Below are 21,934 nucleotides of genomic sequence, written 5' to 3'. Positions count from 1 at the left end.
CAGCCTCCTTCTCTTTCAATATATTCGCTTGAGCGAAAGTTCAATCCTTGTAAAAGAAGGGGAAAGCATGTCATATAAAGAAGGTATAGGGAAAGTAGGAGGGAAAATGATGTTTACAAGTCGAGTAATAGATATATTACAAATTAAGTATCCGATCATTCAAGCAGGTATGGCAGGAGCGATTACAACGTCAGAACTTGTTGCAGCTGTGAGTAATAGCGGAGGATTAGGTACGCTTGGAGCAGGGTATATGAGCCCAGAACAAATCCGTGAAGCGATTTATAAAATAAGGGAACTAACAAATAAGCCTTTCGGTGTTAATTTACTTTTAACGAAAGAGATACAGATAGAAGAAGAGAAGGTAAACGAGGCGAAAGTATTACTTAGTGGAGTGAATAGAGAATTAGGTATAGAGGAAGAAAAGACTTTAAAACTTCCAAAAAGCTATAAAGAACAATTACAAGTATTATTAGAGGAAAAGGTACCAGTCGTTAGTTTTGCATTTCAAACGTTAGAAAAAGAAGAAATAGATGATTTGAAAAAGGAAGGGATAAAAGTTATCGGAACAGCTACCCATGTAGCGGAAGCGAAAGCACTTGCTAAGTTAGGGGTAGATATTATTGTCGGGCAAGGTAGCGAGGCAGGAGGGCATAGAGGAACGTTTATTGGGAAAGAACAAGATGCGATGATTGGTACATTTGCATTAATCCCGCAATTAGTAGCGGAAGTACCTCATATCCCGATTGTTGCAGCAGGTGGTGTAATGAATGGGCAAGGGCTTGTTGCGGCATTTGCGTTAGGGGCAGAAGCTGTTCAAATGGGATCAGCCTTTTTAACGAGTGAAGAAAGTATTACGCATGACGTGTATAAAGAGGCGATTTTACATAGTACAGATACGAGTACAACGGTAACCCGTGCGTTTTCCGGGAAATATGCACGGGGTATTCGTAATGAATTTATAGAGAAACATGAAGGAAGAGAAGAGAATTTACCGATGTATCCAGTGCAAAACGTATTAACTTCAAAAATACGTCAAGAAGCAGCGAAGCAAAATAAGGAAGAGTATATGTCGCTTTGGGCGGGACAAGCATCATCATTAGCACGAACGGAATCAGCTCAGCACGTAGTGAAACGTGTCATGAAAGAAGCAGAGAACGTAATTGAACAATTACAAGATGTATATAAAAAAAGACCACTTGAATAATTCAAGCGGTCTTTTCGTTAGTTTGCTTTATAAAATTGTTGGATAGCTTCGTCGATGTAAACCCAGCCTTTCCAACCTAAGTGCATATGATCTTTTAAGAAGTACTTATCATATTCATGATTTGAGAAATCAGCAATTGGATAGCCAGCTTGCTTAATTTGCTCATGAACTTTATTGTAGTATAATTCGCGTTTTTCTTTCGGGAAGCCAGCGTAATCATACCAAGGACCTTTTACAGGAACAGAAATGAAGAGCGGTTTTGCGCCAGATTGTTTTAATAAATCAAGTACAATTTGTAAATCTTCATATTCTGGTGATTGGTCATAAGCATCATTTTTTAAGTAACCTTCACGTTGTTTTAATTTCTTCTTAATTTTGCTATTGAAGTAATCATCTTCGATACCATATTCGTTAGAGCTTGATTCTACTGCACCTGTTTGATCAGCATGCTTACGAGCTTCTTCCCAGTTCATTTGTTTCAATGATGGATCAAGCTGTTCTTTATGCGGCTTAATATTAAACATAACTGTAAATAAATCTTTACGATCTAGAATGTTACGATAAATATAAGCGAAAGGTTTAGCAGCAAGTGCTTTTACTTTATACTTTGTATCATCGTAGGCGATACCTTCAAGCGAAATTTTTAATAAAGTTTCTTTTTTTACAATCTCAAAGTTTAATAAGCGTTTTGCAATTTGTTTTTTCATTTCAGGTTTTAAATCATCGTTGAAAATGAAGTGGTAACCTTGTTGTTTTGAAAAGTTAGGTGCAAAGTGTGTCTCATCAATACCTTGTGGTACAAACCATTGCGGAGAAAGAACGAATATCATTTTCTTATCTTTCAATTGATCCATTGTAGATGTGAAGTTTAATACATGTACAAGGTCTTGTGTTCCACCGCGCCCAAGTAGGAATGGTGTGAATCCTTCAGGCTTTACTTTGAAATAATTCGATGGATGGAAAGCATCCATACGTGCGAATTCCGATGAACCGTACATCGGAAGATATTTCGGGTCTGCTAACATCTTTTGCTGTAAAATCATACTTTGAATCTTTTCTTCTTTTAAAGAAGTCGCAGCTTGTTCTACTTTCTCATCACTTAAAAGTGGGAGTAGGAAGCGCGTAGGAATAAGTAAGAATACAGCAAAAAGGGCCAATGCTAAAAGCATCGGACCAAATTTCACTTTGTTCATCGGATTTCTTCTAACTTTTTAATAACCATATTTGGTGTAGCCCACTCATCGCGGTCAAAATCAGAAATAGAAACTTCAATCTCTAAACGCTCTTGGAATTCTACTAATAAAGATACTACAGCGAAAGAATCAAGAATACCTTCTTCAAATAATTGAACATCTAAGTTTTCTTTCACAATATCGTTTTCACATACTTCTTCTAAAATATCTAATACTTGCTCTTTGAATTCTGCCATTTTTAAAATCTCCTTTATATCCGAAATATATTATATATGTGCAACTTCTTAATAGTATAAGAAGGGTGCATTAAAAGTATCTGTTAAGGTGTCCAGAGAAGATCAGGAAACCGAAACATACAACGTGGAACGTAATTACAATCGCAAGGACGTGTGTAAATTTATTGTTTGGCCAAAACTTATGCTTCTTGTTTTTTCGCTCGAAAATATCGAATAAGATAAACAAGGCAGCGTGATAAAGACCATAAATAATGTATTGATACACATGCTCACCAGTAATATGCCATATTCCCATGATGAAAAAGTTTAAAAATGCACCGATATACGAAATTGTGTAACGGTTTTTAATTAACTTTTTCTTCGTTGCGAAAAAGACGAAACGCATGTAAATAAAGTCACGGAACCAGAATGATAAACTCATATGCCAGCGGTTCCAGAAGTCTTTAATGTTACGACTAATGAATGGTTTATTAAAGTTTTCTGGAGTTTTAATTCCCATCATATAACTTACACCAATTACAAATGAGCTATAACCAGCAAAGTCAAAGAATAAATATAAGCTATAGCTATACATGTAAATCATATTTGATAGGATTGTATCTTGCTGAGCGAATGCCGGATCCATAAAATATTGCTTTATTAAGTAAGCAATAATAAATTTATACAAGAAACCTTGGAAAATACGGTTTAGCCCTGTATATAGTAAATTTTGATATTCTTCTGCACTAGGTGGCTTTTGAATATCTTTTTGGAATCTGCGGTAACGATCGATAGGTCCCGTTGAGATAGCTGGGAAGAATAAAACGAATTCCCAGAAATTAAAGAAGGAAAGTTCTTTAATTAAGTTATCACGAACTTCAAAGACCATTTGTACTGCTCTAAATGTTACATAGGACATTCCTAAAAATACAACAAACTTTAGCTCAGGTACAAACGGTGCAATTTTTGCTAAAACAAGCGGTAAAATCGACAAAATAACAGCCATATAAAACCTAAATGTACTATTATTTTGTTTTCTTAACATTAAATAGCCTTTAATAAGGGCATATTGCCAAATAATAAATGCGGCTAACATGATTGCTTGCTTCGGTTTATCAGAGAAGATAATAACGAGCATTACTAATGTTAAAACGGCATTATATTTACGCAACATTTTACCTTTTAATCCAGCTATGATAGTAGGTATTAATAAAATGCCTACTATAGCGAAAAAATAAAATGATCCATATGCGGTCATGCTGTAACCTCACTCAATAATTTTTTGCGATCTACCTTTCCATTTGGTGTCATTGGAATAGAAGATTGATACATGAATTTACGTGGAATCATGTAATTTGGTAATCGCTCATTGAGTTCTTTTTTGATTGCAGATGTTAATTTGAATTCTTTTTCAAACGAATGCTCTCCAGGAACAACAACCGCTAATAAGTAATCATATTTTTCACCTTTTTTAATTGGAACAGCAACTGCACCTTCTACGTAAGAACACGCGCGAAGATGATGTTCGATTTCTTCTAATTCCATTCGATAACCATGAAGCTTAATTTGGAAATCAAGACGACCATTATAGAATAGAAGACCATTTTCTACATAGCCAGCATCACCTGTTTTATAGGCACGCTCACCATCAATCATGGTAAATACTTTTTCTGTTAATTCAGGGCTTCCTAAATAGCCAACGCTTACGCTTGGACCGACAATTACGATTTCACCTTTTTCACCGTCAGGTGCAATTGTACCATCTTCTTTCATAATAAGAAGGCGGCAGTCTGATTTACAGTAGCCAACTGGAAGTGATTTGTATTGATCAAGCACTTCTTCTGTAACGTGAATGCCTGTTACAGCAACAGTAGCTTCTGTTGGACCGTACGTATTCATAATTGCTGCTTTCGGGAAACGCTCAATTAATTTTCTAGCTACTTCATTTGGCAACACTTCACCGCAGAATAAGAATGTTTTCATGTTTGGTAGCATACTTTCAGAGAAAGAGGCTTCCATTAAACACATTTCTGCGAAAGATGGTGTCGAAGTCCATACTTGTATATCCGATTGCTCTAAAGAAGCAAACAAGTCTTTTGGACGTGCAATCATGTCTTTATCGATTGCCCATAGTGTGCCACCCGTTACTAATGATGGGTAAATATCCATTACAGATAAATCGAATGAGAAAGGTGCTTGGTTTAAGAATACTTGCCCTGTTTGTAAGTTGAAATCTTCTACAGCCCATTTTGTAAAGCTAACAAGACAGTTATAAGTAATCTGAACCCCTTTCGGATTACCTGTACTTCCTGATGTGTAAATAATGTAGAAGTTCTCATCACCTTTTACCGCATGTTCAGGATTTGGAATGTTCCCTTTATGAGTAAAGAAAATATCTTTTAAGTTGTCTTCACTTACGATACGAACTGGTAAATCAGTTACAGTTACTTCAGTTCCTGATAAAAGTAATTTCGCACCAGAATTTTCAGCGATACGTTGTACGCGATCAGCTGGGATAGATAAATCTACAGGAATGTAAGCATGTCCAGCTTTTACACAACCTAAAAAGTTAATAATCATTTCAGGTTGCATATGGCCATAAACCATAATTGGTGAACGATCATCTGGATACTCAGAAGAAATCCAATGTGCTAACGCATCAGAATCTTCCTTTAATTGTTTGTACGTAATTTTCGCATCTCGCCAAACAAAAGCGGTTTGATCAGGCGTTTCTACAGCCCACTTTTCAATTTGTTCTAATAACTTCATAACGTTCCCACCCTAAAATTCGTTGTAAATAAATGTACTTGTGTTTGTATCATGGAATCCATACAACCAAAGCAATGCAAATAAAATTGCAAGGTAATAAACCGTCTTTGCAACCCATTGTGTGAGTGGTTGAGACCATATCTCTTTTAATCTTTCCATGTCTTTCCCTCGCTTAATGAAATAATAGCTCTTTGTAGGTATCATGTCCTACATTATTGTGAAAAAAACAAAATCCCACATTTTAGGTAAAAATAAGTCAAAAGGCTCTTTTCTGATATTAGCACTAAATACTAAAAAAGAAAATCCCTAACTTAGCAATTATATTACATTCAGCATGAATTTGTAATGGGTTTGACATGTAAATAGGAAGTGGATTGTGTGAATGTATAAAAGTGGATTGTGAGAAGGCGGGAAAATATTATATTTGTTTTGTTATTCCTGAATTGGAGTGGGTTAATAATCACTGGGTACTTAGTACATTTTCAAGGTATAGAGCCTTTTAAAAGGAGGTAATTATTATGAAAAGAGAGTGGAGGAGTTTTATTTCAGAGGAAAATATCATTAAATGGAGACGGCATTTCCATAAGTATCCGGAATTATCGTTTCATGAAAAAGAAACTTCGCAATTTATATATGAAACATTATGCTCATTTTCTTCTTTTGAAGTAACGAGACCAACGCAGTACAGTGTGCTAGCAATTAAAAGAGGAAGGCAACAAGGGAAAGTAGTTGCGATTCGAGCTGATATAGATGCTTTACCAATCCAAGAGGAAACAAGGAAACCTTATACGTCTGTGCATAAAGGAATAATGCATGCATGCGGGCATGATGCTCACGCAGCTATTTTATTAAGTGCAGCAGAGACGATAGCAAATATGAAGGAAGATTTTGCAGGCGAAATCCGTCTGTTCTTTCAGCACGCAGAGGAAGTGTATCCCGGTGGTGGACAAGAAATGGTGGAGGCCGGTGTTATGGACGGCGTCGATTATGTAGTAGGTTTGCACGTTATGTCTGGATTAGAAAGTGGAAAGATAGGAATTGTATATGGCCCTATGATGGCAGCACCAGACGTATTTACAATTGAAATTTTAGGAAAGGGTGGTCACGCGGCACGACCAGAAGAAACGATAGATCCTATTGCTATCGGAGCACAAATTATTACAAATTTACAACATATCGTATCAAGAAATACAAGTGCTTTTATGCATAGAGTAGTGTCAGTTACACAATTTCATGGGGGGATGGCCGATAATATCATTCCTAGTGCAGCAGCTTTAATGGGAACTGTTCGATCTTTTAATCAAACATTAAGAGAGGAAGCAAAAGAGAAAATTGAGCAAATTGTAAAAGGAATTACAGAAGCACATGGGGGAGATTATACATATACGTATCGTTACGGATATGATCCAGTTGTTAATAATGAGTACATTACGAAAATAGTAGAAAAAAGTGCGATAAAATTGTTCGGAAATCAGCGTATTGTGCATCTTGAACCTTCTATGGGAGGAGAAGATTTTTCAGCGTATTTAAGAAAAGCACCTGGTTGTTTCATTAAATTAGGAACAGGGAATAAAAATATTGATACTTGTTATCCACATCATCATCCGAAATTTGATGTGGATGAATCGGCTTTAATTAATGGAGTGGAACTATTTTTAGAGACAACTATAAGACTACTAGAAACTGATAAAGCATAAAAAAAGGCAACTGCACTCTATTGCAGTTGCTTTTATTTCTTCCGTCAGAGAGGGCTGAGAAAGAACTATGCTCATTTATAGTATATGAATAGCTAACGGACAAGCTTGTACATTTTAACTATTTTTTAAAAAATAGTTATTGACTTTGATAATCAATTTCAATTAATCTAATGGTATAATTGAAATTGATAATTATTATCAACGAAACAGATGAGGAACCTTAATGAGAAAAACATTTCACCTTTTACGAAGGGGATTAAAAAATAAAGATGTTGATAAGCATATTGAATGGCAACGAAATGTAATTCGTTCTGAATATGTAGATGAGAAGAGTACACTTCAAACAGAAAAAGAGATACAAGGTAAAAGGAGAGGTTCAGTTGAGTAAGTTAGTAATGATTTTTGCAAGTATGAGTGGAAATACAGAGGAAATGGCTGACCATATTGCGGGTGCGATTCGTGAAACAGAAAATGAGATTGAAGTAATTGATATTATGGATACACCAGAAGCTTCTATATTAGAGCAATATGACGGGATTATTTTAGGTGCTTATACTTGGGGAGATGGTGATCTTCCTGATGATTTTTTAGATTTTTATGATGCAATGGATTCTATTAACTTAACTGGTAAAAAAGCAGCTGCATTCGGTTCTTGTGATTCGGCTTATCCGAAATACGGGGTAGCGGTTGATATTTTAATAGAAAAGCTGCAGGAGCGCGGGGCAGCAGTTGTGTTAGAAGGATTGAAAGTAGAATTAACGCCAGAAGATGAAGAGGTAGAAAAATGTTTACAGTTTGGAGCTGAATTCGTAAAACACCTTTCTTAATGGCAGAAGGGAGATGAAGAGCAATTGCATGAGAATATCTCAATCAAAACGATGACAGATTACCATTTGTATGATTTTATGCGTTGTCCGCATAAATTTTATTTCCGTCATATAAAAAGAAGAGAACCTTCTTCATTTGAATGGCAACAAATAGCGCAAATGATTGTGAATCAAATTATTAATGAATATTACACGCTACCTGCGGGCCAACAAACGAAAATTGTACTTTTAATATTAATAGAAAAGTATTGGAAAAAAGTAAGGATTAATATGTTTGCTTCAAAGGCGGAGTACTATATTGTTTTAGCGAAGCTAACTGATCACTTATTACAGTTTGTTGAAAGGGATGATAGTCAGGCACCGCCGTTATTTTTATATGAGAAGTTTCAAACATATATGGAAGAGTTAGGTGTCCACATGTCATTGACATTTGAAGTTGGTGAGTGGAGTACTGAATCGTTTGTAATTAAAAAGTATGTTATCGATGCGGATGAGGAAATGCTTGCTCTTTGTCAGAAGCTAATGACAGTATTCAGTTATAAAGCTTTCGGTATTCTTCCAGGGAAAATTGAAGTTATTAATTTAATAGAAGGAACTAAGTATGAGTACATTCCAAAGCAGGAAGATATTATAACTGGAATGGATGATTTATTTAGAATGAAAGAAATGTTGCAGCAACCTGAGCACTATACAGAGCGTCATTTTCGTTCTGAGTGTATGAGTTGTGCGTTTCGTAGTGAATGCCAAAGGGAAGAAGTAAAGAAAGAAGCGAAGCAGAAGAAAAATATAGTACATTAAAGGATGCAATTTTGCATCCTTTTTTGTTATTGACATGAAAAGCTTTTCATCATTTACCGTGTATTTGTAGCAGATTAATAAAGGGAGGAATAATCAATGAAAGATGAAACGGCAGTATTTCAATGGTTAAAAGAACAGAATGCTCCTTTTGGAATTCAACTGCAAATTTTACAGGCATTTCAATTGTATAAAGTTATTGTTGAAATGGATAAAAAGTTAATGATGTATGAGGAGAGAGAGTATAGGGAGAGAATTTAATCTCGTCCCTGCAGTATTGCTTTAAGCTGTTCTTCATTCTTCTTTAATGTTATTTCGTTGTTTGTTTCAATGTTATAAATAAGGTTATGTAGTAAAGGGCTGTATTGATAAAAGGTAGTGATGCGGTGAATGAATAATGGATCGCGGTGAGAAATAAGTGCACTGTATTGTTCATATACAGATGTAGTAAACTCACGACCGAAATCATAATATAGCCCAGCAAAATCAAAAGCGGGATCGCCAATTTGAGCATCTCCAAAATCGATAACACCTGAAATGGTTTTGTTCAAGTTGTTAAATAAAATGTGGTGATGTGTAAAGTCAGCATGGATGATTGTATTTTGAAAGGTAGATTTAGCTATACAGGTAAAGAAATTTTCGAATAAACGATTTAAGGCTGATTTCTGTAATGAAGTAAGATTGTTAGTAAAATATTGATTTAATTTTGTTTGTAGTTCTTTCCAGTAGGTAAGTGTTTTTTCGATAGGGAACCCTAGCGTTTCAGTACGTTTTAAAGGAATACTATGTAAAGCCGCAAGGAAAGTGGCTAATTGTGTAATAATTACTTCAAGTTCTTTTTTCTCTAGCTTTGCAAGTAGTTCAGTTGTTAACGGTTCACCATGAATGAGAGGATAATAGCTGCAAAATGGAACCGTATTACAATCATTCTTATACAATAAATGATACTTAGGAATCTCGATTTCTTGTAATGAATGAGAAAGAATTGTGCACAGTTCTTTTTCTAACGGAATTCGGTTTGCATATTCAAGTTTTCGTGGGAAACGAAATAGTAGTTCGGCATTTATAATAACCGTTATATTATCCCACCCTTCTTCATTTTGTATATATGAATGTATAGAAAGATCTGGTAGAGCTTCTTTTATATATTGTTTGTAAGAGTCCATAATTGTTCCTCGTTTCTAAGTTAAAGGTAGGGTATTCCATTTTATGATATCAGAATTTTCTTTCTATATGTTAAAATATAACTATCATTAATGGAGGAGGGTGGGGTGCATTATGAAGAAAAGAATATTAATCATTTCTCTATGTATCGCTTTTGGATTGTTTTGGCCATATAAAGAGGAGGTTTTTGCCACCTTTAAACCGATAGATCGCTACGAGTTAAATAAGGAATTAAAGAACAAAAGTATAGAAACTTTAACTGATAAAGAAATGAAAATGATAGGAGAACACTTTGTGACAGCGCAACTAGCAGTGTTTGAGTTTAATAATAAAGAAGATGTGAAACGAAAAGGTGAAGAAATATTTGTAAGTAGAGGGTATGAACAGTTAATAGAAAATTATTACCCAAACCGTTTTCGGGATTTAGAGTATAAATTTACAAACGAAGAGATACGTGAAGAGACAGATGAGAGTTTTCGCTATCATGCTGTAGCGTACGTTACTGGTATTGAAAATGGCAAGAGAAGTGAAATGAAATTAAATTATGACATGAAAATTGTAAAGGTTAATAATTTATTCATGGTGTTAGAACAAAAACAATATGTACAATAAAAAACCCTCTAGAAGCAGAGGGACTTTAAAGATTTTCATTTTGTTGACCAAGTTCTTTTTGAGCAATGTATAAATTTCCTTGCTCAACTTGTTTCAGTGTATGAACAGAATCTCCTGCATATCCTTTTTCCGTTTTCACAGTTCTTTTTGAACGATTTGAATCTTGTTTCTTCATATAATAGACCACCCTTCTTTAAAAATAGACGAAAATGATGAGCACGAGTAATACAGCTGCGAAAATGGTAATGCCCATTAAAAAAGAAGTATTTTTATATTTAGGTGGCTTATGTACATCTTGCCGATATCCAGGTGAAATTTCAGGGGCGAACTCTTCATCGAATGATTGTTTCTTTTGTTTTTCGTCCATATGTATCCACCTTTCTTTTTCATTATGTTACACGTTACAAGAAAAAATATGCATGAAGAAAACAGCCGCTATATCATTAGCGGCTGCTTTGCGTTGTATATTTTCTTTGTACTTGAAAGAGACGGATAAGCAGGAAGATTGCTCCAAATGCTAGACCGATAATAAGACCGATCCAATAACCTTTTGCTGCCCAGTCAGTATAAGTTGCTAACATGTAGCCAAGAGGTAGACCTATTACCCAATAAGCTATTAATGTCATAATTAAGGCAACATTTACGTCTTTATAACCACGAAGTGCTCCTTGTACTGGAGTTGCAATCGCATCTGAAATTTGAAATAAAATCGCGAATATAAGAAATTCTTTAGCTAAATGATGGACATTTGCATTTGTCGTATAAATAGAAGCAATTTCATCATCAAAGAAATAAAGAAGGATTGAATATAAAAGAGCGAAAGCAAGGGCTAACCCAATTCCGATAAATCCATATTGTTTCGCATTATTGTATCGTTTTGCGCCAACTTCAAATCCAACGGCTATCGTCATTGCCATTGCTAAACTTAAAGGAGTCATATATAACAAGGAAGCAAAGTTCATAGCTGCTTGATGTGCTGCTATTGTTGTCGTACTAAAATTACTCATCATAAGTGTTACCGCAGCGAAAATACTCGTCTCAAAAAAGATAGCAAATCCGATAGGGACGCCAAGTTTCAGGAATTCCTTCCAGATTGTAAAGGAAGGGCGGTATAACTGTTTAAAGATATTGAAAGAAGCGAAAGGCTCTTTCGTACGAATAATAATAACCGTAATAATTAAAATACACCAATAGGTTGCTGCAGAAGCGATTGCCGCACCAACACCACCGAGTTTTGGAAAGCCAAAGTGACCAAAAATTAATAAGTAATTTAATACTACATTAATTGGTAATGATAGTAATGTAATAATCATCGTTGTTCGAGTTTTCCCTAATGCATCAATAAATCCACGTAAAACGGTGTAAGTAAATAAAGGGATAATTCCAATCGCGATAATAATTAAAAATTGTGCTGCAATACGTTCCACGGGTTCTTCTAATTGCATGCCATTTAAAATAGGTGAAACAGCGAAGAATCCGATAAGGATAACAACGAAACTAGCACAAATTGCTAAATATACTGCTTGTATGACAATGTGGGGAACGTCCTCCTTTTTCTTTGATCCAACGAGCTGTGCAACAATAGGAGTAGTAGCCATTAAAATTCCTGTTAAGCCGGTACTAACGGGAAGCCATATACTTGTTCCGATAGCAACACCCGCTAAATCAATAGGACTCGCATGTCCTGACATTGTCGTATCAAAAAAGCTCATCGCAAATAATGACATTTGCGTTACAAAAATCGGGAAAAAGAGTAATAAAAATTGCTTTAACTTTTGTGAGAATGAATTAGTTTCTTTCATAAAATCCCCTTTCAACGTAAAAAACAAACTCTTATTATCATACAATTTAATCAAAAAATAGAAAAGAAATAAGCGTATACAACAAATGAAATCAATAAAAAAAGGATGCACTTTGAAAAGGGATAAGGTATTATGATAAGGTGTGAAAAAATTACATATGCGTTATTAAGGAGGCACTAATTGTGGCTGATTGGTTAATTGGATTAATCATGGGTGCTGTTGAAGGTTTAACAGAGTTTCTACCAGTATCATCAACAGGACATATGATTTTAACAGGACACTTAATTGGATTTGAAGACGATAGAGCGAAAGTTTTCGAAGTTGTTATTCAGTTGGGATCGATTTTAGCAGTTGTTGTTATATTTTGGAAGCGTTTATGGTCATTGGTTGGAATAGGGAAAGTAACAGATGGGCCATCGTTAAATTTATTACATATTATTATCGGGATGATCCCTGCCGGAATTCTTGGTGTATTATTCCATAGTACAATTAAAGAAGTTTTATTCGGTCCAGGACCGGTTGTTATTAGCTTAGTAGTTGGTGGTATTTTAATGATTGTTGCTGAGAAGTTTTCAAAACCAAGTACAGCAAGAACGTTAGATGAAATTACATATAAGCAAGCATTTACAATTGGAATGTTCCAATGTTTAGCACTTTGGCCAGGATTTTCTCGTTCTGGATCAACAATAAGTGGTGGTTTATTAGCTCGCGTTTCGCATACAGCGGCAGCTGAATATACGTTCATTTTAGCGGTACCAATGATGGTAGCTGCAAGTGGCTTAGATTTAATTAAAAGCTGGGATATATTAAGCTCGGCTGATATAACGTTATTTGCAACTGGATTTATTACAGCATTCGTTGTTGCGTTGCTTGCAATCGTTTCATTCTTAAAATTATTAGCTCGTGTAAAACTAACACCGTTCGCTTACTATCGTTTCATTTTAGCTGCGGTATTCTATTTCTTCATTATGTAAGTATAAAATATCAGCAATACCCTATAGAATAGACACTTGAAAAAAAAGTCTACACTGTAGGGTATTTTTTTATAGAGAGAGAAAAATGAAACTTTTACCTTCAATTACTTGTATTTCACCATGTGAAATATGCCATAATGATTTCGTTATAATAATTTTAAGGAAATCGATAGGGTATTTGAGAGGAGCAATTTAGTGAGTTTTGCAATAGAAATAGTAATTCCAGCACCAATTGATGTTGTATTTGATTATGTACACAATGACGAGAAAATACTAGAATGGAGTACCTTTATGGTAGAAAATAGGTATCCTTCAAATATAGATGTTGAAAACCCTCGTGAAGGTGACAAATATATATCTGTGCAAAAGATGGGGAAGAAAATATATGAATTTGAGGCGGAAATTTTAGAGTATGATGAACCGTATATCGTTTCAGTTGGATGTGAGATGAAGCAAGGTTATACAGCTGCAACTTATATGTTAGAAGAGGATGAAGAAGGTACATCGCTTACTTTAATCGTAGAATTTGAACCGAAGAATTTTTTATATAAGATTATGTACAAGTTGACTGGGTGGATGACACGTGGAATATACATGGGTGAAATGGAACGTTTAGCAGCGTGCGTAGATGCTGTATATTCTCAGAAAAAAGGATTATAATTTAGTAAAATAAAAAACCTGCCGCAGGTTTTTTATTTTACTACTTTCTCAATCATGCTTTCCATTACATGTTCCCAAAGAGAAGTATCATCAGCTAATGTAGCACGGAAATTAGCATACATTTCTTTTTGTTTCTCTTCGAATGTTGGATCTTCTTTTTCAGGTAATGTAGCGCGCATTGAAGTTACTAATTCTTGTACTTTTGGAGCGCGTGGTCCAAAGACGGCTTGTTCATTTCCGTCTTTATCAATGAAAATAAAGATTGGAATCGCACGTGCTGTTCCGTTTGTTAAGTATTGATCCATTAACTCTAAGTTTTCATCGCGAATTAATAAACGCATATCAATATTTGCAACTTCAGAAATTCGTTTCATAACAGGTACACATAAAAGAGCGTCGCCGCACCAGTCAGCTGTTAATACGATAACGCGCCAGCCATCATTTTGACGTTCTTCTAAAACTGGAAGTAATTCATTTGGAATTAAAAAGTTATTGTAAATGTGTAGTAGCTCGTATTGGTTTACTTCCATTTCATTCACATATGTATCAAAGGACATGCCTTTATCAGCCCATTGTAGTAAGTTCATAAGTAACACCTCTTTAGTATGATTTATTTTTATTGTACCAATTTTTATATAGAAAAGCTTGTATTCTTACTCTTTCTTATCACTAAATAATTTATTTAGTGTGTAAAGGAATAGTGTGACACATAATTCAGCTATGTTGGGCATTTGTACACTCTCTATCCAGTCATCGGCGGTATGTATGACAAACCAATCTAACGTAATTTCAATTATAGAGAGCAGAGCAATTGAGAGCCAATTGGGCATACTTGTCATCATTGGATGTAGGAGCACTTTAAAGAAAATGAATATAAAATATGTAATACCGTCTAATAAAAGAATGAGTAAAAAAAAGAGTAGTAGAGCTGTTCTTGATGAATATTCTATACCTGTAATATGAAAGATTCCTACATATACAAAAAATATAAATGCAAAGAATATAATGAGAATAAGAATAACAACACTAATAATAATAGTCTTATCTTTTAGACTGAGATTAGAAAGTTTGTCTTCTTCACTCATTGCCCCAACTCCTTTTTCTGGAAAATCAATTTCATTGTACCATGAAATATCTATTAAAAAACTACGAATTATGGGGAAATAAGGTGACAAAAAGTAAGATTTCGTGTAAAATTATTAATAAGGTTTTTATTTAACTAAATTAAATAAAAGGGGCTGTCAAAGTTGTCTCAAAATCGAGAACAATTAATGGAAGAACTATCGACAAATGTTTTTGCAATGTTTCGCACGTTGCGTAATGATATTGGAAAAATATTTGGTGGTTACATACCGTGGAATGAGTTCATTGTCCTTAGAATATTGAACCGTACGAATAAAGAAATGGTCTCACGTGTAGCTAATGAGTTAAATGTGTCGAATAGTCATATTACAGCTGTTACAGAAAAATTAATTAATAAAGGCTTTGTAACTCGTTCACGTTCTACATCAGATCGCCGAGTTGTATATTTAGAGATTACAGAACAAGGGAAAGAGTTAGTTGCGAAAATGGAAGGTGAGAAAAAGAAATATTTACAAGAAAGATTTTCCGCACTTTCAGAAGATGAAATGGATATAATGATATCTATTTCTAAAAAACTTATTTAAATAATTACAAATAAGAAAACGCTTACCTAATTAAAAAGAAGACCTTCCTCATATATGGAAGGTCTTCTTCTGTGTGTAATAGATGATAAAAAATAAAATGTGTATGAAAAAAGATAGAGCGCCATACTACTAATAAAGGAAGGAGGGAGAAATATGACGAATCGTAATGGTAGTCAAGGAAGTGGAAATCAAGGTTCACCAAAATCAGGGCAATTCCAGCAGGAGTTTAGTACTGAATTTGAAACGGGAAATGATAATAAAGGAAAAGAATATCGTTCGAAAAAAGGAAGTAAATCAAAAAAGGAGTGAAATGATTCACTCCTTTTTTGATTTAAGATGCTGCAGATTGATCCGTATTATATTTTTCTTCTGATTTTGCAACAATCATTGCACAAATTGCATCACCGGAAATATTTACAGCAGTTCTAGACATATCTAGAATGCGGTTAATACCGATAATTAAAGCAATGCCTTCTACTGGTAGATTTACTTGATTTAAAACCATCGTAAGCATTACTAGTCCAACACCTGGTACACCTGCAGTACCGATACTAGCTAGTACAGCAGTTAATACGACCATAGCTAATTGTGGTAATGTAAGTTCAACGCCGTATACTTGAGCGATAAATACAGTTGCTACCCCTTGCATAATAGCAGTACCATCCATATTAATCGTTGCACCTAGTGGTTGTACAAAAGAGCTTATCGCTTTTGGAACTCCAAGTTTTTCTTGGGCGGTTTTCATGGCAAATGGAAGGGACGCATTAGAGCTAGATGTACTAAACCCAATTGCCATTACCGGACCGAAATGTTTAAAGAAACGAATAATACTTTCTTTGGCTAGTACCTTTAATAAGCCGCCATATACGAAGACACCGTGAATAATGAGTACCAACATAACGACAATCATATACTTGAACATCGCAGCGACGCCTGCAAGACCCATTTTACCAACGGACGAAGCGAGCAACCCGAATGTTCCGATTGGAGCTAATTTCATGACGAGATTAACAAGATACATCATTAATTCGTTGCCCTGTTCAAGTAATGAATGGACACCTTGAACTCGTTTTCCTAAAACAGCTAAACCGAGTCCGATCAATGCGGCAAAGACAATAATTTGTAGCATGTTCCCATCAGCCATCGCTTTTGCTGGATTATCTGGCACAATATTCAGCAATGTATCAACGAAAGATGTTTCAGTTTTTGCACCTTCATACTTAAGCCCGTCTGTTTTAAAGTTACCGCCAGCTCCTGGTTTTATGATAAGTGCAAATGTAACTGCAATAGAGATAGCGACAGCTGTTGTTACGAGAAAGAATGAAATTGATTTTAAACCAATTCTTCCAAGTTGTTTCGGATCTCCAAGACCAGCAGCCCCAAGTACGATAGAAATGAACACAACAGGAACAACTAGCATTTTAATAAGGCGAATAAACAGTTGACCAAGTGGATTGAACGCATATTGATTCAATGGCTCAAAAATAGATGGAGCAGCTAAATTTAAAGTGAGTCCGACAACTAGACCGAGAAATAATTCAATTAAGATTGCCTTTGTTTGTTTCGATAAAAACCCCCCTTTTGTTTTTGTAAAATTGCTTTCTAAATTAATTGTACCAAAAAATACCTATTTTGACAATATTTTCTAAATATTTAGTATAAAACTATCTGTTTCAATGTATATAGTCCAGTTTTGCTGAAATATGTGGAAAGAATACATTTATGTATTTGGAAAAAAAATAGACCATCACATGATGGCCTAGGGAAGGGGACAATTTATATCAATTTAATTAGGGATGGAAGCTATTCAAAGACACTGGGGAATGTCTTATAAATTAGGGAAGAACAGCTTCGATACATATACTATAAAAGATAGATGTGAACATAGAGTGAAAGAGAGAGGGAGTTTTAAGTAAGAAGAAAGAGAGAATAAAAAAATAAGACCATCACATATAGGATGGTCAAAGGAAGGGGACAATTTATGTCAATTTAATTAGGGATGGAAAGCTGTTCAAGACACTGGGGAATGTCTTATAAATTAGGGAGGAACAGCTCCGATACGTATACTATAAAAGGTAGATGTGATCCTCGTGTGAACATGGAGTGAAAGAGAGAGGGAGTTTCAAATAAAAGATAGAAAGAATAAAAAAATAAGACCATCACATATAGGATGGTCAAGGGAAGGGGACAATTTATGTCAATTTAATTAGGGATGGAAGCTATTCAAAGACACTGGGGAATGTCTTATAAATTAGGGAGGAACAGCTTCGATACATATACTATAAAAGGTGGATGTGATCCTCGTGTGAACATGGAGTGAAAGAGAGAGGGAGTTTCAAATAAAAGATAGAAAGAATAAAAAAATAAGACCATCACATATATGATGGTCAAGGGAAGGGGACAATTTATGTCAATTTAATTAGGGATGGAAAGCTGTTCAAGACACTGGGGAATGTCTTATAAATTAGGGAGGAACAGCTCCGATACATATACTATAAAAGGTAGATGTGACCCTCGTGTGAACTTGGAGTGAAAGATATGGGAATTTGAAAAGGGATAAAATAGTTGTTGTAAGAGTTATAGTATAAGTGGAGATATAATAGAAAATATTCTTTTGTAAAACGATAGGAGTCTGAATATAAATAAAAGTTGAAATCTATGAAAAAAAGGATTATGCTCAACTATGTTATGAGAATATAAGGTTTATCCCGCTACTTGTAGGTTCTTAAAGAGTCTTTATTTATGAGGGGATAAAAGCTTCACTTGATAAAGGGAGTTAGTGATATGGAAGTAGCAAAAAAACAAGGGTTGTATAATCGTTTTATACGATTGAATCCACCACAAATTTTAGCATTAGGCTTTTTTTGTTTAATTGTGGTCGGAGGATTGTTATTAAAGTTACCGTTTGCAACGAAAGTACATATTAGTTGGGTAGATGCTTTCTTTACAGCTACGTCGGCAGCGACTGTAACCGGTTTAGGTGTTGTAGATACTGCGAGTACGTTTACGATGTTTGGTGAAATTGTTATTATGTTTTTAATTCAAACGGGTGGTCTCGGTCTTATGACGATAGCCATTTTAATTGTTTGGGTATTAGGGAAAAAAATTGGTTTACGCCACCGATTATTAATTGGAGAAGCATTTAATCAAACAAATATTGGTGGTCTTGTGAAATTAGTAAAACGTGTTTTTATTTTTTCTATTTGTATTGAGCTAATTGGAGTTATCTTTTTATCGATTCGCTTTATTCCAGAGTTTGGTTTTGGAAAAGGTTTATACTATAGTATTTTTCACGTTATTGCGTCATATAATAATGCCGGCTTTGCGCTTTGGCCAGATAATTTAACAAGATATGTAGGAGATCCTATTATTAATATTGGGATTTGTTCTTTAATTGTAATAGGAGGGTTAGGATTTACGGTATTAATTGATATATGGTATAGCCGTAGTTTCCGAAAATTATCACTGCACTCCAAAATCATGATTGTTGGAACGATAGCACTTAATGTTATTGCGATGCTTGTGATTTTTGTATTGGAATATAATAATGTGAAGACTTTGGGGCACTTATCTTTAAATGAAAAATTATGGGCTTCGTTCTTCCAAGGAATTACACCTCGTACAGCTGGTTTTAACACGGTAGATTATGGGGGGATGGAAGAGTCATCGATACTATTTACAATGGTATTAATGTTTATTGGTGCGGGAAGTGTATCGACAGGCGGTGGAATTAAGTTAACGACATTCGTTATTTTAATTACATCAGTTCTTTCTTTCTTTAGAAAGAAAGAGGATTTTGTTTTATTTCAGCGTACGATTAAAATGTCGACAGTAACGAGAGCGTTAGCAATTGTCGTTGCTAGTCAAATACTTATTTTTACAGCGGTATTTGTATTAATGCTTACAGAAGACTTCAGTTTTATTCAGTTATTATTTGAGACAATTTCAGCGTTTGGTACAGTAGGGTTAACAATGGGGATTACTGCGAAGCTATCGGCGTTTGGAAAATGTATTATTATGTTTGTTATGTTTTGTGGATTAATCGGACCGTTAACACTTGTGTTCTCTTTGGCACGACCAGCAAAACAAAAAATTAAATATCCATCAGAAGATGTATTTACAGGATAAGGTATCCCGCATAAAGCGAGATACCTTTTTCTTTTTAAAAAAGAGAGAACAATAAACCAATAAGCGCCACTCGGAATAAAATCGCAATGAGTGCAGCGATACCACCCACAATGGCAGCGGTACCGCCAGTTACAGTAGCCCCGCGATTATAAGCGTAAATACCAAGTAGAACAGACACAAGACCAAATAGTGTTGGGAATGTGAATAATGATAATATTGCTAAGGCAAGAGCAATGAAACCAGCAGTCGATCCAGCTGCAGACGATCTTACATCATCGTTATCTTTATCATCATAATCGATACGCTGTGGTGCAACTTCAGCTGCGTATTCTTCTTTATAATCACTATCTATTCGATCTCTTTTTTTATATTCATCAAATTTCTCAGTCAAAGTAAGGACTCCTTTCATAACAAGGTTCAATAGTAGTATGTATCTCTTTTTCCTTTTTATCCGAGCATGTACAGGGAGTAATATCCAATTGGAAAGTGGAAAATGTTTTTTCAAAATAGGAAAACTTAGTATGACTTCCTCTATTTTGGAAAGTATAAAAAAGAATAATGAGGAAAGGGTGTAGTACATAATGGAACATCCAATTGAAAATTTAATGAAAACAGCAATGACAAATTTAAAAGAGATGGTAGATGTAAATACGATTGTTGGAAGTCCGGTTTCAACAGCTGACGGAAATGTAGTATTAACAGTATCTCAAGTGGCTTTTGGTTTTGGAGCTGGTGGAAGTGACTTTAAAGGTGATTTTATTTCCGAAAAACATAACGGCGGACAAGGGCAGCATAAAGAGAACAAGCAAAGTCATCCATTCGGAGGCGGAAGCGGGGCTGGGGTTTCTATTAGCCCAGTTGCTTTTTTAGTAGTTGGTTCTAACGGTGTGCAAGTGTTGCATCTCAATAGTAGTACACATTTAATTGAAAAAGCGTTAAATACTGTGCCAAGCACTGTGGATAAATTTGTGAATGGTCGCCAAAAGTGAACTTGCATTTTTTAGGAATTATGATATATTAGAAAAAGTGCGCTTTAGGACGATCGGAATAATTGAACTGTAAATATATATGATGTGTGGAATAAGGGAGAGGAATTTATGATTAATATCAAAAACTTAGTAGTTGGCTTATGTATGTTAGTAAGCGGTTTTGTTGTATATGTAATAAAAGAAAAAGCTCCATTCTAAAACAGACAAACCGTTAATGTCTGTTTTTAATTTGTAAAAAATGTTGACAAGTTATTGTATTGGTGTTAAAATTTTAATTCGTGTCTCGGTTAAAGCTAGTGTAAAGTAAATAAATCTTATGAATATAATACGAAAAGTTTGCGAAAGATCGGGTAGTCTTACCAACAACTTTTGTGAACAAACCCTATAAATTGTATATGTAAGCTTTATATGTATACTAGTGAATCAAGGAGCGGTCAGTGGAACCGTAATGATGAGAGAGAGGTAGGGCTTTCATCCAGTATATGTTACTTTCCCGTTAGGTGAATATAAAAAAGAGGGCTCCTTTTGAAAAGGAGCCCTTTTTCTATAAATAAATTGAAACTATAATCAGTGGGACCATTCCATTCCCTTTACATGTTAGCTCACAAATAATGTGATAAAAATGATTAAGTGCGGTTTTCAACTTGCTGACAAATTTCATCTGTTGTTAAACCATGTGCTTTAATTACAGATCCTTTTATCGATGTATCTGCAATGCCCATCATATTAGAATCTTGCCCGGTTACAACGCAACAATCACACCCATGTGCATCATTTTCAGAGTTAAGTGAAACGACTTCATGTCCTTGTTGCTGAAGAGCTTGTTGAACATCTGTTAAAGAGTTCTCAACACCAATTCTAGCCATAATTTTCACCTCCTACCATCTAGTTGCTAGTATGCTCAAGTCCATAGCATATATTTATGAAAAGATGGTAGGAAGAGAATATTTGTTTAGTCGTTATATACACCAGTAAGCATTTGACTAACGAATTGATCATTTAATGTATCTTGTGATGAACTGTTATTAGACTGAATATCGATTGAAGCTGTGTAGTTGTTATGTTTCCTACTATTTGGTTCTACTTCAACGTAATTATCGAATTTACAAAATCCTTTCGTATCCATTAGATCAAATAGTTGTAGCATTTCTACTACCTCTTGTCTCGTTCCTTTAATTTGTACACACGCCATTGTTATTTCCTCCTTCAATTTGACAAATTGTTTTTTAAAAATAGGA

The 21,934-nt window shown here is 34.8% G+C and carries 29 protein-coding genes; 14 read left to right on the top strand and 15 right to left on the bottom strand.

All coding sequences use genetic code 11. The features are described from left to right. Window positions 1-67 precede the first annotated feature (67 nt). A complete protein-coding gene (locus DN408_RS15185; RefSeq protein ID WP_002140949.1) occupies window positions 68-1,204 on the top strand; it encodes an NAD(P)H-dependent flavin oxidoreductase in 1,137 nt (378 codons plus the stop codon). Between the two features lie 17 nt (window positions 1,205-1,221). Here the strand turns inward: DN408_RS15185 and dltD are convergent, their stop codons facing one another. From dltD to DN408_RS15160, 5 genes are all read right to left on the bottom strand, one after another. After that, the gene (gene dltD / locus DN408_RS15180; protein ID WP_002126231.1) at window positions 1,222-2,397 is read right to left on the bottom strand and encodes a D-alanyl-lipoteichoic acid biosynthesis protein DltD; all 1,176 of its coding nucleotides are present in this window, start codon (window positions 2,395-2,397) and stop codon (window positions 1,222-1,224) included. Beyond that, window positions 2,394-2,633, bottom strand: coding sequence for a D-alanine--poly(phosphoribitol) ligase subunit DltC (gene dltC / locus DN408_RS15175; RefSeq protein ID WP_002011622.1), 240 nt, complete (start codon window positions 2,631-2,633; stop codon window positions 2,394-2,396). Before dltC ends, dltD begins: the two co-directional genes overlap by 4 nt. A 70-nt stretch (window positions 2,634-2,703) precedes the next feature. Further along, window positions 2,704-3,870: a D-alanyl-lipoteichoic acid biosynthesis protein DltB gene (gene dltB, locus DN408_RS15170; protein ID WP_002186338.1), complete on the bottom strand. Its 1,167-nt coding sequence runs from the start codon at window positions 3,868-3,870 to the stop codon at window positions 2,704-2,706. Then, a complete protein-coding gene (dltA, locus tag DN408_RS15165) occupies window positions 3,867-5,381 on the bottom strand; it encodes a D-alanine--poly(phosphoribitol) ligase subunit DltA (protein ID WP_078177948.1) in 1,515 nt (504 codons plus the stop codon). The genes dltB and dltA overlap by 4 nt, the downstream gene beginning before the upstream one ends. A 12-nt stretch (window positions 5,382-5,393) precedes the next feature. Further along, entirely contained in the window at window positions 5,394-5,540 is a 147-nt protein-coding gene (locus tag DN408_RS15160; RefSeq protein WP_002011626.1) for a teichoic acid D-Ala incorporation-associated protein DltX, read from the bottom strand. Between the two features lie 359 nt (window positions 5,541-5,899). On the opposite strand from DN408_RS15160, the gene DN408_RS15155 reads away from it, so the two are divergent. The 5 genes from DN408_RS15155 (at window position 5,900) to DN408_RS31475 (ending at window position 8,961) form a co-directional block, all read left to right on the top strand. Further along, entirely contained in the window at window positions 5,900-7,078 is a 1,179-nt protein-coding gene (locus DN408_RS15155; protein WP_002188904.1) for an amidohydrolase, read from the top strand. Window positions 7,079-7,301: 223 nt separating this feature from the next. Then, on the top strand, window positions 7,302-7,466 hold the full coding sequence (locus tag DN408_RS31480; RefSeq protein WP_002011628.1) for a hypothetical protein: 165 nt from the start codon (window positions 7,302-7,304) through the stop codon (window positions 7,464-7,466). Further along, complete coding sequence (locus DN408_RS15150; protein ID WP_050000109.1) at window positions 7,459-7,905, top strand: flavodoxin; 447 nt, start codon at window positions 7,459-7,461, stop codon at window positions 7,903-7,905. The genes DN408_RS31480 and DN408_RS15150 overlap by 8 nt, the downstream gene beginning before the upstream one ends. Before the next feature lie 24 nt (window positions 7,906-7,929). Continuing rightward, window positions 7,930-8,703: a hypothetical protein gene (locus tag DN408_RS15145; protein WP_078177947.1), complete on the top strand. Its 774-nt coding sequence runs from the start codon at window positions 7,930-7,932 to the stop codon at window positions 8,701-8,703. Between the two features lie 96 nt (window positions 8,704-8,799). Then, window positions 8,800-8,961, top strand: a complete 162-nt coding sequence (locus DN408_RS31475; protein ID WP_002126244.1) for a hypothetical protein — start codon at window positions 8,800-8,802, stop codon at window positions 8,959-8,961. On the opposite strand, the gene DN408_RS15140 is transcribed toward DN408_RS31475, so the two are convergent. Then, window positions 8,958-9,866, bottom strand: coding sequence for an aminoglycoside phosphotransferase family protein (locus DN408_RS15140; protein WP_002126246.1), 909 nt, complete (start codon window positions 9,864-9,866; stop codon window positions 8,958-8,960). The two genes, DN408_RS31475 and DN408_RS15140, sit on opposite strands and share 4 nt — an antisense overlap. A gap of 112 nt (window positions 9,867-9,978) precedes the next feature. Between DN408_RS15140 and DN408_RS15135 the strand changes: the two genes are divergently transcribed. Further along, window positions 9,979-10,476, top strand: coding sequence for a hypothetical protein (locus DN408_RS15135; protein WP_002126248.1), 498 nt, complete (start codon window positions 9,979-9,981; stop codon window positions 10,474-10,476). A 25-nt stretch (window positions 10,477-10,501) separates the two neighbouring features. On the opposite strand, the gene DN408_RS31470 is transcribed toward DN408_RS15135, so the two are convergent. The 3 genes from DN408_RS31470 to DN408_RS15125 form a co-directional block, all read right to left on the bottom strand. After that, window positions 10,502-10,651, bottom strand: coding sequence for a hypothetical protein (locus DN408_RS31470; RefSeq protein WP_000743737.1), 150 nt, complete (start codon window positions 10,649-10,651; stop codon window positions 10,502-10,504). An 18-nt stretch (window positions 10,652-10,669) separates the two neighbouring features. Next, on the bottom strand, window positions 10,670-10,843 hold the full coding sequence (locus DN408_RS15130) for a hypothetical protein (protein ID WP_000343684.1): 174 nt from the start codon (window positions 10,841-10,843) through the stop codon (window positions 10,670-10,672). Window positions 10,844-10,919: 76 nt separating this feature from the next. Beyond that, window positions 10,920-12,278 carry an MATE family efflux transporter gene (locus DN408_RS15125; protein WP_002126252.1) on the bottom strand — a complete coding sequence of 453 codons (1,359 nt, stop codon included), beginning with the start codon at window positions 12,276-12,278 and terminating at the stop codon, window positions 10,920-10,922. Window positions 12,279-12,460: 182 nt separating this feature from the next. Here DN408_RS15125 and uppP point away from each other — a divergent pair, with 182 nt between their 5' ends. Together uppP and DN408_RS15115 are read left to right on the top strand one after the other, a co-directional pair. Next, window positions 12,461-13,252 (top strand): bacitracin resistance undecaprenyl-diphosphatase, encoded by a 792-nt coding sequence (gene uppP / locus DN408_RS15120; RefSeq protein ID WP_002011643.1) that lies wholly within the window; start codon window positions 12,461-12,463, stop codon window positions 13,250-13,252. 195 nt (window positions 13,253-13,447) lie between these two features. Then, window positions 13,448-13,912 (top strand): SRPBCC family protein, encoded by a 465-nt coding sequence (locus DN408_RS15115; RefSeq protein ID WP_002126258.1) that lies wholly within the window; start codon window positions 13,448-13,450, stop codon window positions 13,910-13,912. Window positions 13,913-13,944: 32 nt separating this feature from the next. Here DN408_RS15115 and DN408_RS15110 read toward each other — a convergent pair whose 3' ends face one another. Together DN408_RS15110 and DN408_RS15105 are read right to left on the bottom strand one after the other, a co-directional pair. Then, window positions 13,945-14,532: a thioredoxin family protein gene (locus DN408_RS15110; protein WP_078177946.1), complete on the bottom strand. Its 588-nt coding sequence runs from the start codon at window positions 14,530-14,532 to the stop codon at window positions 13,945-13,947. Window positions 14,533-14,565: 33 nt separating this feature from the next. Continuing rightward, entirely contained in the window at window positions 14,566-14,997 is a 432-nt protein-coding gene (locus DN408_RS15105) for a regulatory YrvL family protein (protein WP_002126264.1), read from the bottom strand. A gap of 162 nt (window positions 14,998-15,159) precedes the next feature. Here DN408_RS15105 and DN408_RS15100 point away from each other — a divergent pair, with 162 nt between their 5' ends. Then, complete coding sequence (locus DN408_RS15100; protein WP_002064429.1) at window positions 15,160-15,579, top strand: MarR family winged helix-turn-helix transcriptional regulator; 420 nt, start codon at window positions 15,160-15,162, stop codon at window positions 15,577-15,579. Between the two features lie 153 nt (window positions 15,580-15,732). Beyond that, window positions 15,733-15,888 carry a hypothetical protein gene (locus DN408_RS15095; protein ID WP_002011733.1) on the top strand — a complete coding sequence of 52 codons (156 nt, stop codon included), beginning with the start codon at window positions 15,733-15,735 and terminating at the stop codon, window positions 15,886-15,888. A gap of 22 nt (window positions 15,889-15,910) precedes the next feature. Here the strand turns inward: DN408_RS15095 and DN408_RS15090 are convergent, their stop codons facing one another. Then, window positions 15,911-17,191 (bottom strand): dicarboxylate/amino acid:cation symporter, encoded by a 1,281-nt coding sequence (locus DN408_RS15090; protein WP_078177945.1) that lies wholly within the window; start codon window positions 17,189-17,191, stop codon window positions 15,911-15,913. A gap of 1,172 nt (window positions 17,192-18,363) precedes the next feature. Between DN408_RS15090 and DN408_RS15085 the strand changes: the two genes are divergently transcribed. Beyond that, a complete protein-coding gene (locus DN408_RS15085) occupies window positions 18,364-19,707 on the top strand; it encodes a TrkH family potassium uptake protein (protein WP_002168825.1) in 1,344 nt (447 codons plus the stop codon). Window positions 19,708-19,741: 34 nt separating this feature from the next. Here DN408_RS15085 and DN408_RS15080 read toward each other — a convergent pair whose 3' ends face one another. Next, on the bottom strand, window positions 19,742-20,116 hold the full coding sequence (locus DN408_RS15080) for a hypothetical protein (RefSeq protein WP_002011728.1): 375 nt from the start codon (window positions 20,114-20,116) through the stop codon (window positions 19,742-19,744). A gap of 172 nt (window positions 20,117-20,288) precedes the next feature. On the opposite strand from DN408_RS15080, the gene ytfJ reads away from it, so the two are divergent. Continuing rightward, window positions 20,289-20,696 carry a GerW family sporulation protein gene (gene ytfJ / locus DN408_RS15075; protein ID WP_002030645.1) on the top strand — a complete coding sequence of 136 codons (408 nt, stop codon included), beginning with the start codon at window positions 20,289-20,291 and terminating at the stop codon, window positions 20,694-20,696. 108 nt (window positions 20,697-20,804) lie between these two features. Next, window positions 20,805-20,894, top strand: coding sequence for a hypothetical protein (locus DN408_RS15070; RefSeq protein ID WP_000608225.1), 90 nt, complete (start codon window positions 20,805-20,807; stop codon window positions 20,892-20,894). Window positions 20,895-21,322: 428 nt separating this feature from the next. Here the strand turns inward: DN408_RS15070 and DN408_RS15065 are convergent, their stop codons facing one another. Continuing rightward, window positions 21,323-21,562: a YkuS family protein gene (locus DN408_RS15065; protein ID WP_002011725.1), complete on the bottom strand. Its 240-nt coding sequence runs from the start codon at window positions 21,560-21,562 to the stop codon at window positions 21,323-21,325. 86 nt (window positions 21,563-21,648) lie between these two features. Next, the gene (locus DN408_RS15060; protein ID WP_002126272.1) at window positions 21,649-21,888 is read right to left on the bottom strand and encodes a DUF3911 family protein; all 240 of its coding nucleotides are present in this window, start codon (window positions 21,886-21,888) and stop codon (window positions 21,649-21,651) included. Between the last annotated feature and the right edge of the window lie 46 nt (window positions 21,889-21,934).

Source organism: Bacillus sp. AR13-1 (assembly GCF_008042285.1).
Taxonomy (GTDB): domain Bacteria; phylum Bacillota; class Bacilli; order Bacillales; family Bacillaceae_G; genus Bacillus_A; species Bacillus_A mycoides.
This window is presented reverse-complemented; position numbering and strand designations above follow the sequence as displayed.

Bases quoted from the DNA above. Each gene is read 5' to 3' on its own strand.
- DN408_RS15185 (WP_002140949.1), top strand. From the start codon at position 68: ATGTCATATAAAGAAGGTATAGGGAAAGTAGGAGGGAAAATGATGTTT.
- dltD (WP_002126231.1), bottom strand. From the start codon at position 2,397: ATGAACAAAGTGAAATTTGGTCCGATGCTTTTAGCATTGGCCCTTTTT.
- dltC (WP_002011622.1), bottom strand. From the start codon at position 2,633: ATGGCAGAATTCAAAGAGCAAGTATTAGATATTTTAGAAGAAGTATGT.
- dltB (WP_002186338.1), bottom strand. From the start codon at position 3,870: ATGACCGCATATGGATCATTTTATTTTTTCGCTATAGTAGGCATTTTA.
- dltA (WP_078177948.1), bottom strand. From the start codon at position 5,381: ATGAAGTTATTAGAACAAATTGAAAAGTGGGCTGTAGAAACGCCTGAT.
- DN408_RS15160 (WP_002011626.1), bottom strand. From the start codon at position 5,540: ATGGAAAGATTAAAAGAGATATGGTCTCAACCACTCACACAATGGGTT.
- DN408_RS15155 (WP_002188904.1), top strand. From the start codon at position 5,900: ATGAAAAGAGAGTGGAGGAGTTTTATTTCAGAGGAAAATATCATTAAA.
- DN408_RS31480 (WP_002011628.1), top strand. From the start codon at position 7,302: ATGAGAAAAACATTTCACCTTTTACGAAGGGGATTAAAAAATAAAGAT.
- DN408_RS31475 (WP_002126244.1), top strand. From the start codon at position 8,800: ATGAAAGATGAAACGGCAGTATTTCAATGGTTAAAAGAACAGAATGCT.
- DN408_RS15140 (WP_002126246.1), bottom strand. From the start codon at position 9,866: ATGGACTCTTACAAACAATATATAAAAGAAGCTCTACCAGATCTTTCT.
- DN408_RS15135 (WP_002126248.1), top strand. From the start codon at position 9,979: ATGAAGAAAAGAATATTAATCATTTCTCTATGTATCGCTTTTGGATTG.
- DN408_RS31470 (WP_000743737.1), bottom strand. From the start codon at position 10,651: ATGAAGAAACAAGATTCAAATCGTTCAAAAAGAACTGTGAAAACGGAA.
- DN408_RS15130 (WP_000343684.1), bottom strand. From the start codon at position 10,843: ATGGACGAAAAACAAAAGAAACAATCATTCGATGAAGAGTTCGCCCCT.
- DN408_RS15125 (WP_002126252.1), bottom strand. From the start codon at position 12,278: ATGAAAGAAACTAATTCATTCTCACAAAAGTTAAAGCAATTTTTATTA.
- DN408_RS15105 (WP_002126264.1), bottom strand. From the start codon at position 14,997: ATGAGTGAAGAAGACAAACTTTCTAATCTCAGTCTAAAAGATAAGACT.
- DN408_RS15095 (WP_002011733.1), top strand. From the start codon at position 15,733: ATGACGAATCGTAATGGTAGTCAAGGAAGTGGAAATCAAGGTTCACCA.
- DN408_RS15085 (WP_002168825.1), top strand. From the start codon at position 18,364: ATGGAAGTAGCAAAAAAACAAGGGTTGTATAATCGTTTTATACGATTG.
- DN408_RS15080 (WP_002011728.1), bottom strand. From the start codon at position 20,116: ATGAAAGGAGTCCTTACTTTGACTGAGAAATTTGATGAATATAAAAAA.
- ytfJ (WP_002030645.1), top strand. From the start codon at position 20,289: ATGGAACATCCAATTGAAAATTTAATGAAAACAGCAATGACAAATTTA.
- DN408_RS15070 (WP_000608225.1), top strand. From the start codon at position 20,805: ATGATTAATATCAAAAACTTAGTAGTTGGCTTATGTATGTTAGTAAGC.
- DN408_RS15065 (WP_002011725.1), bottom strand. From the start codon at position 21,562: ATGGCTAGAATTGGTGTTGAGAACTCTTTAACAGATGTTCAACAAGCT.
- DN408_RS15060 (WP_002126272.1), bottom strand. From the start codon at position 21,888: ATGGCGTGTGTACAAATTAAAGGAACGAGACAAGAGGTAGTAGAAATG.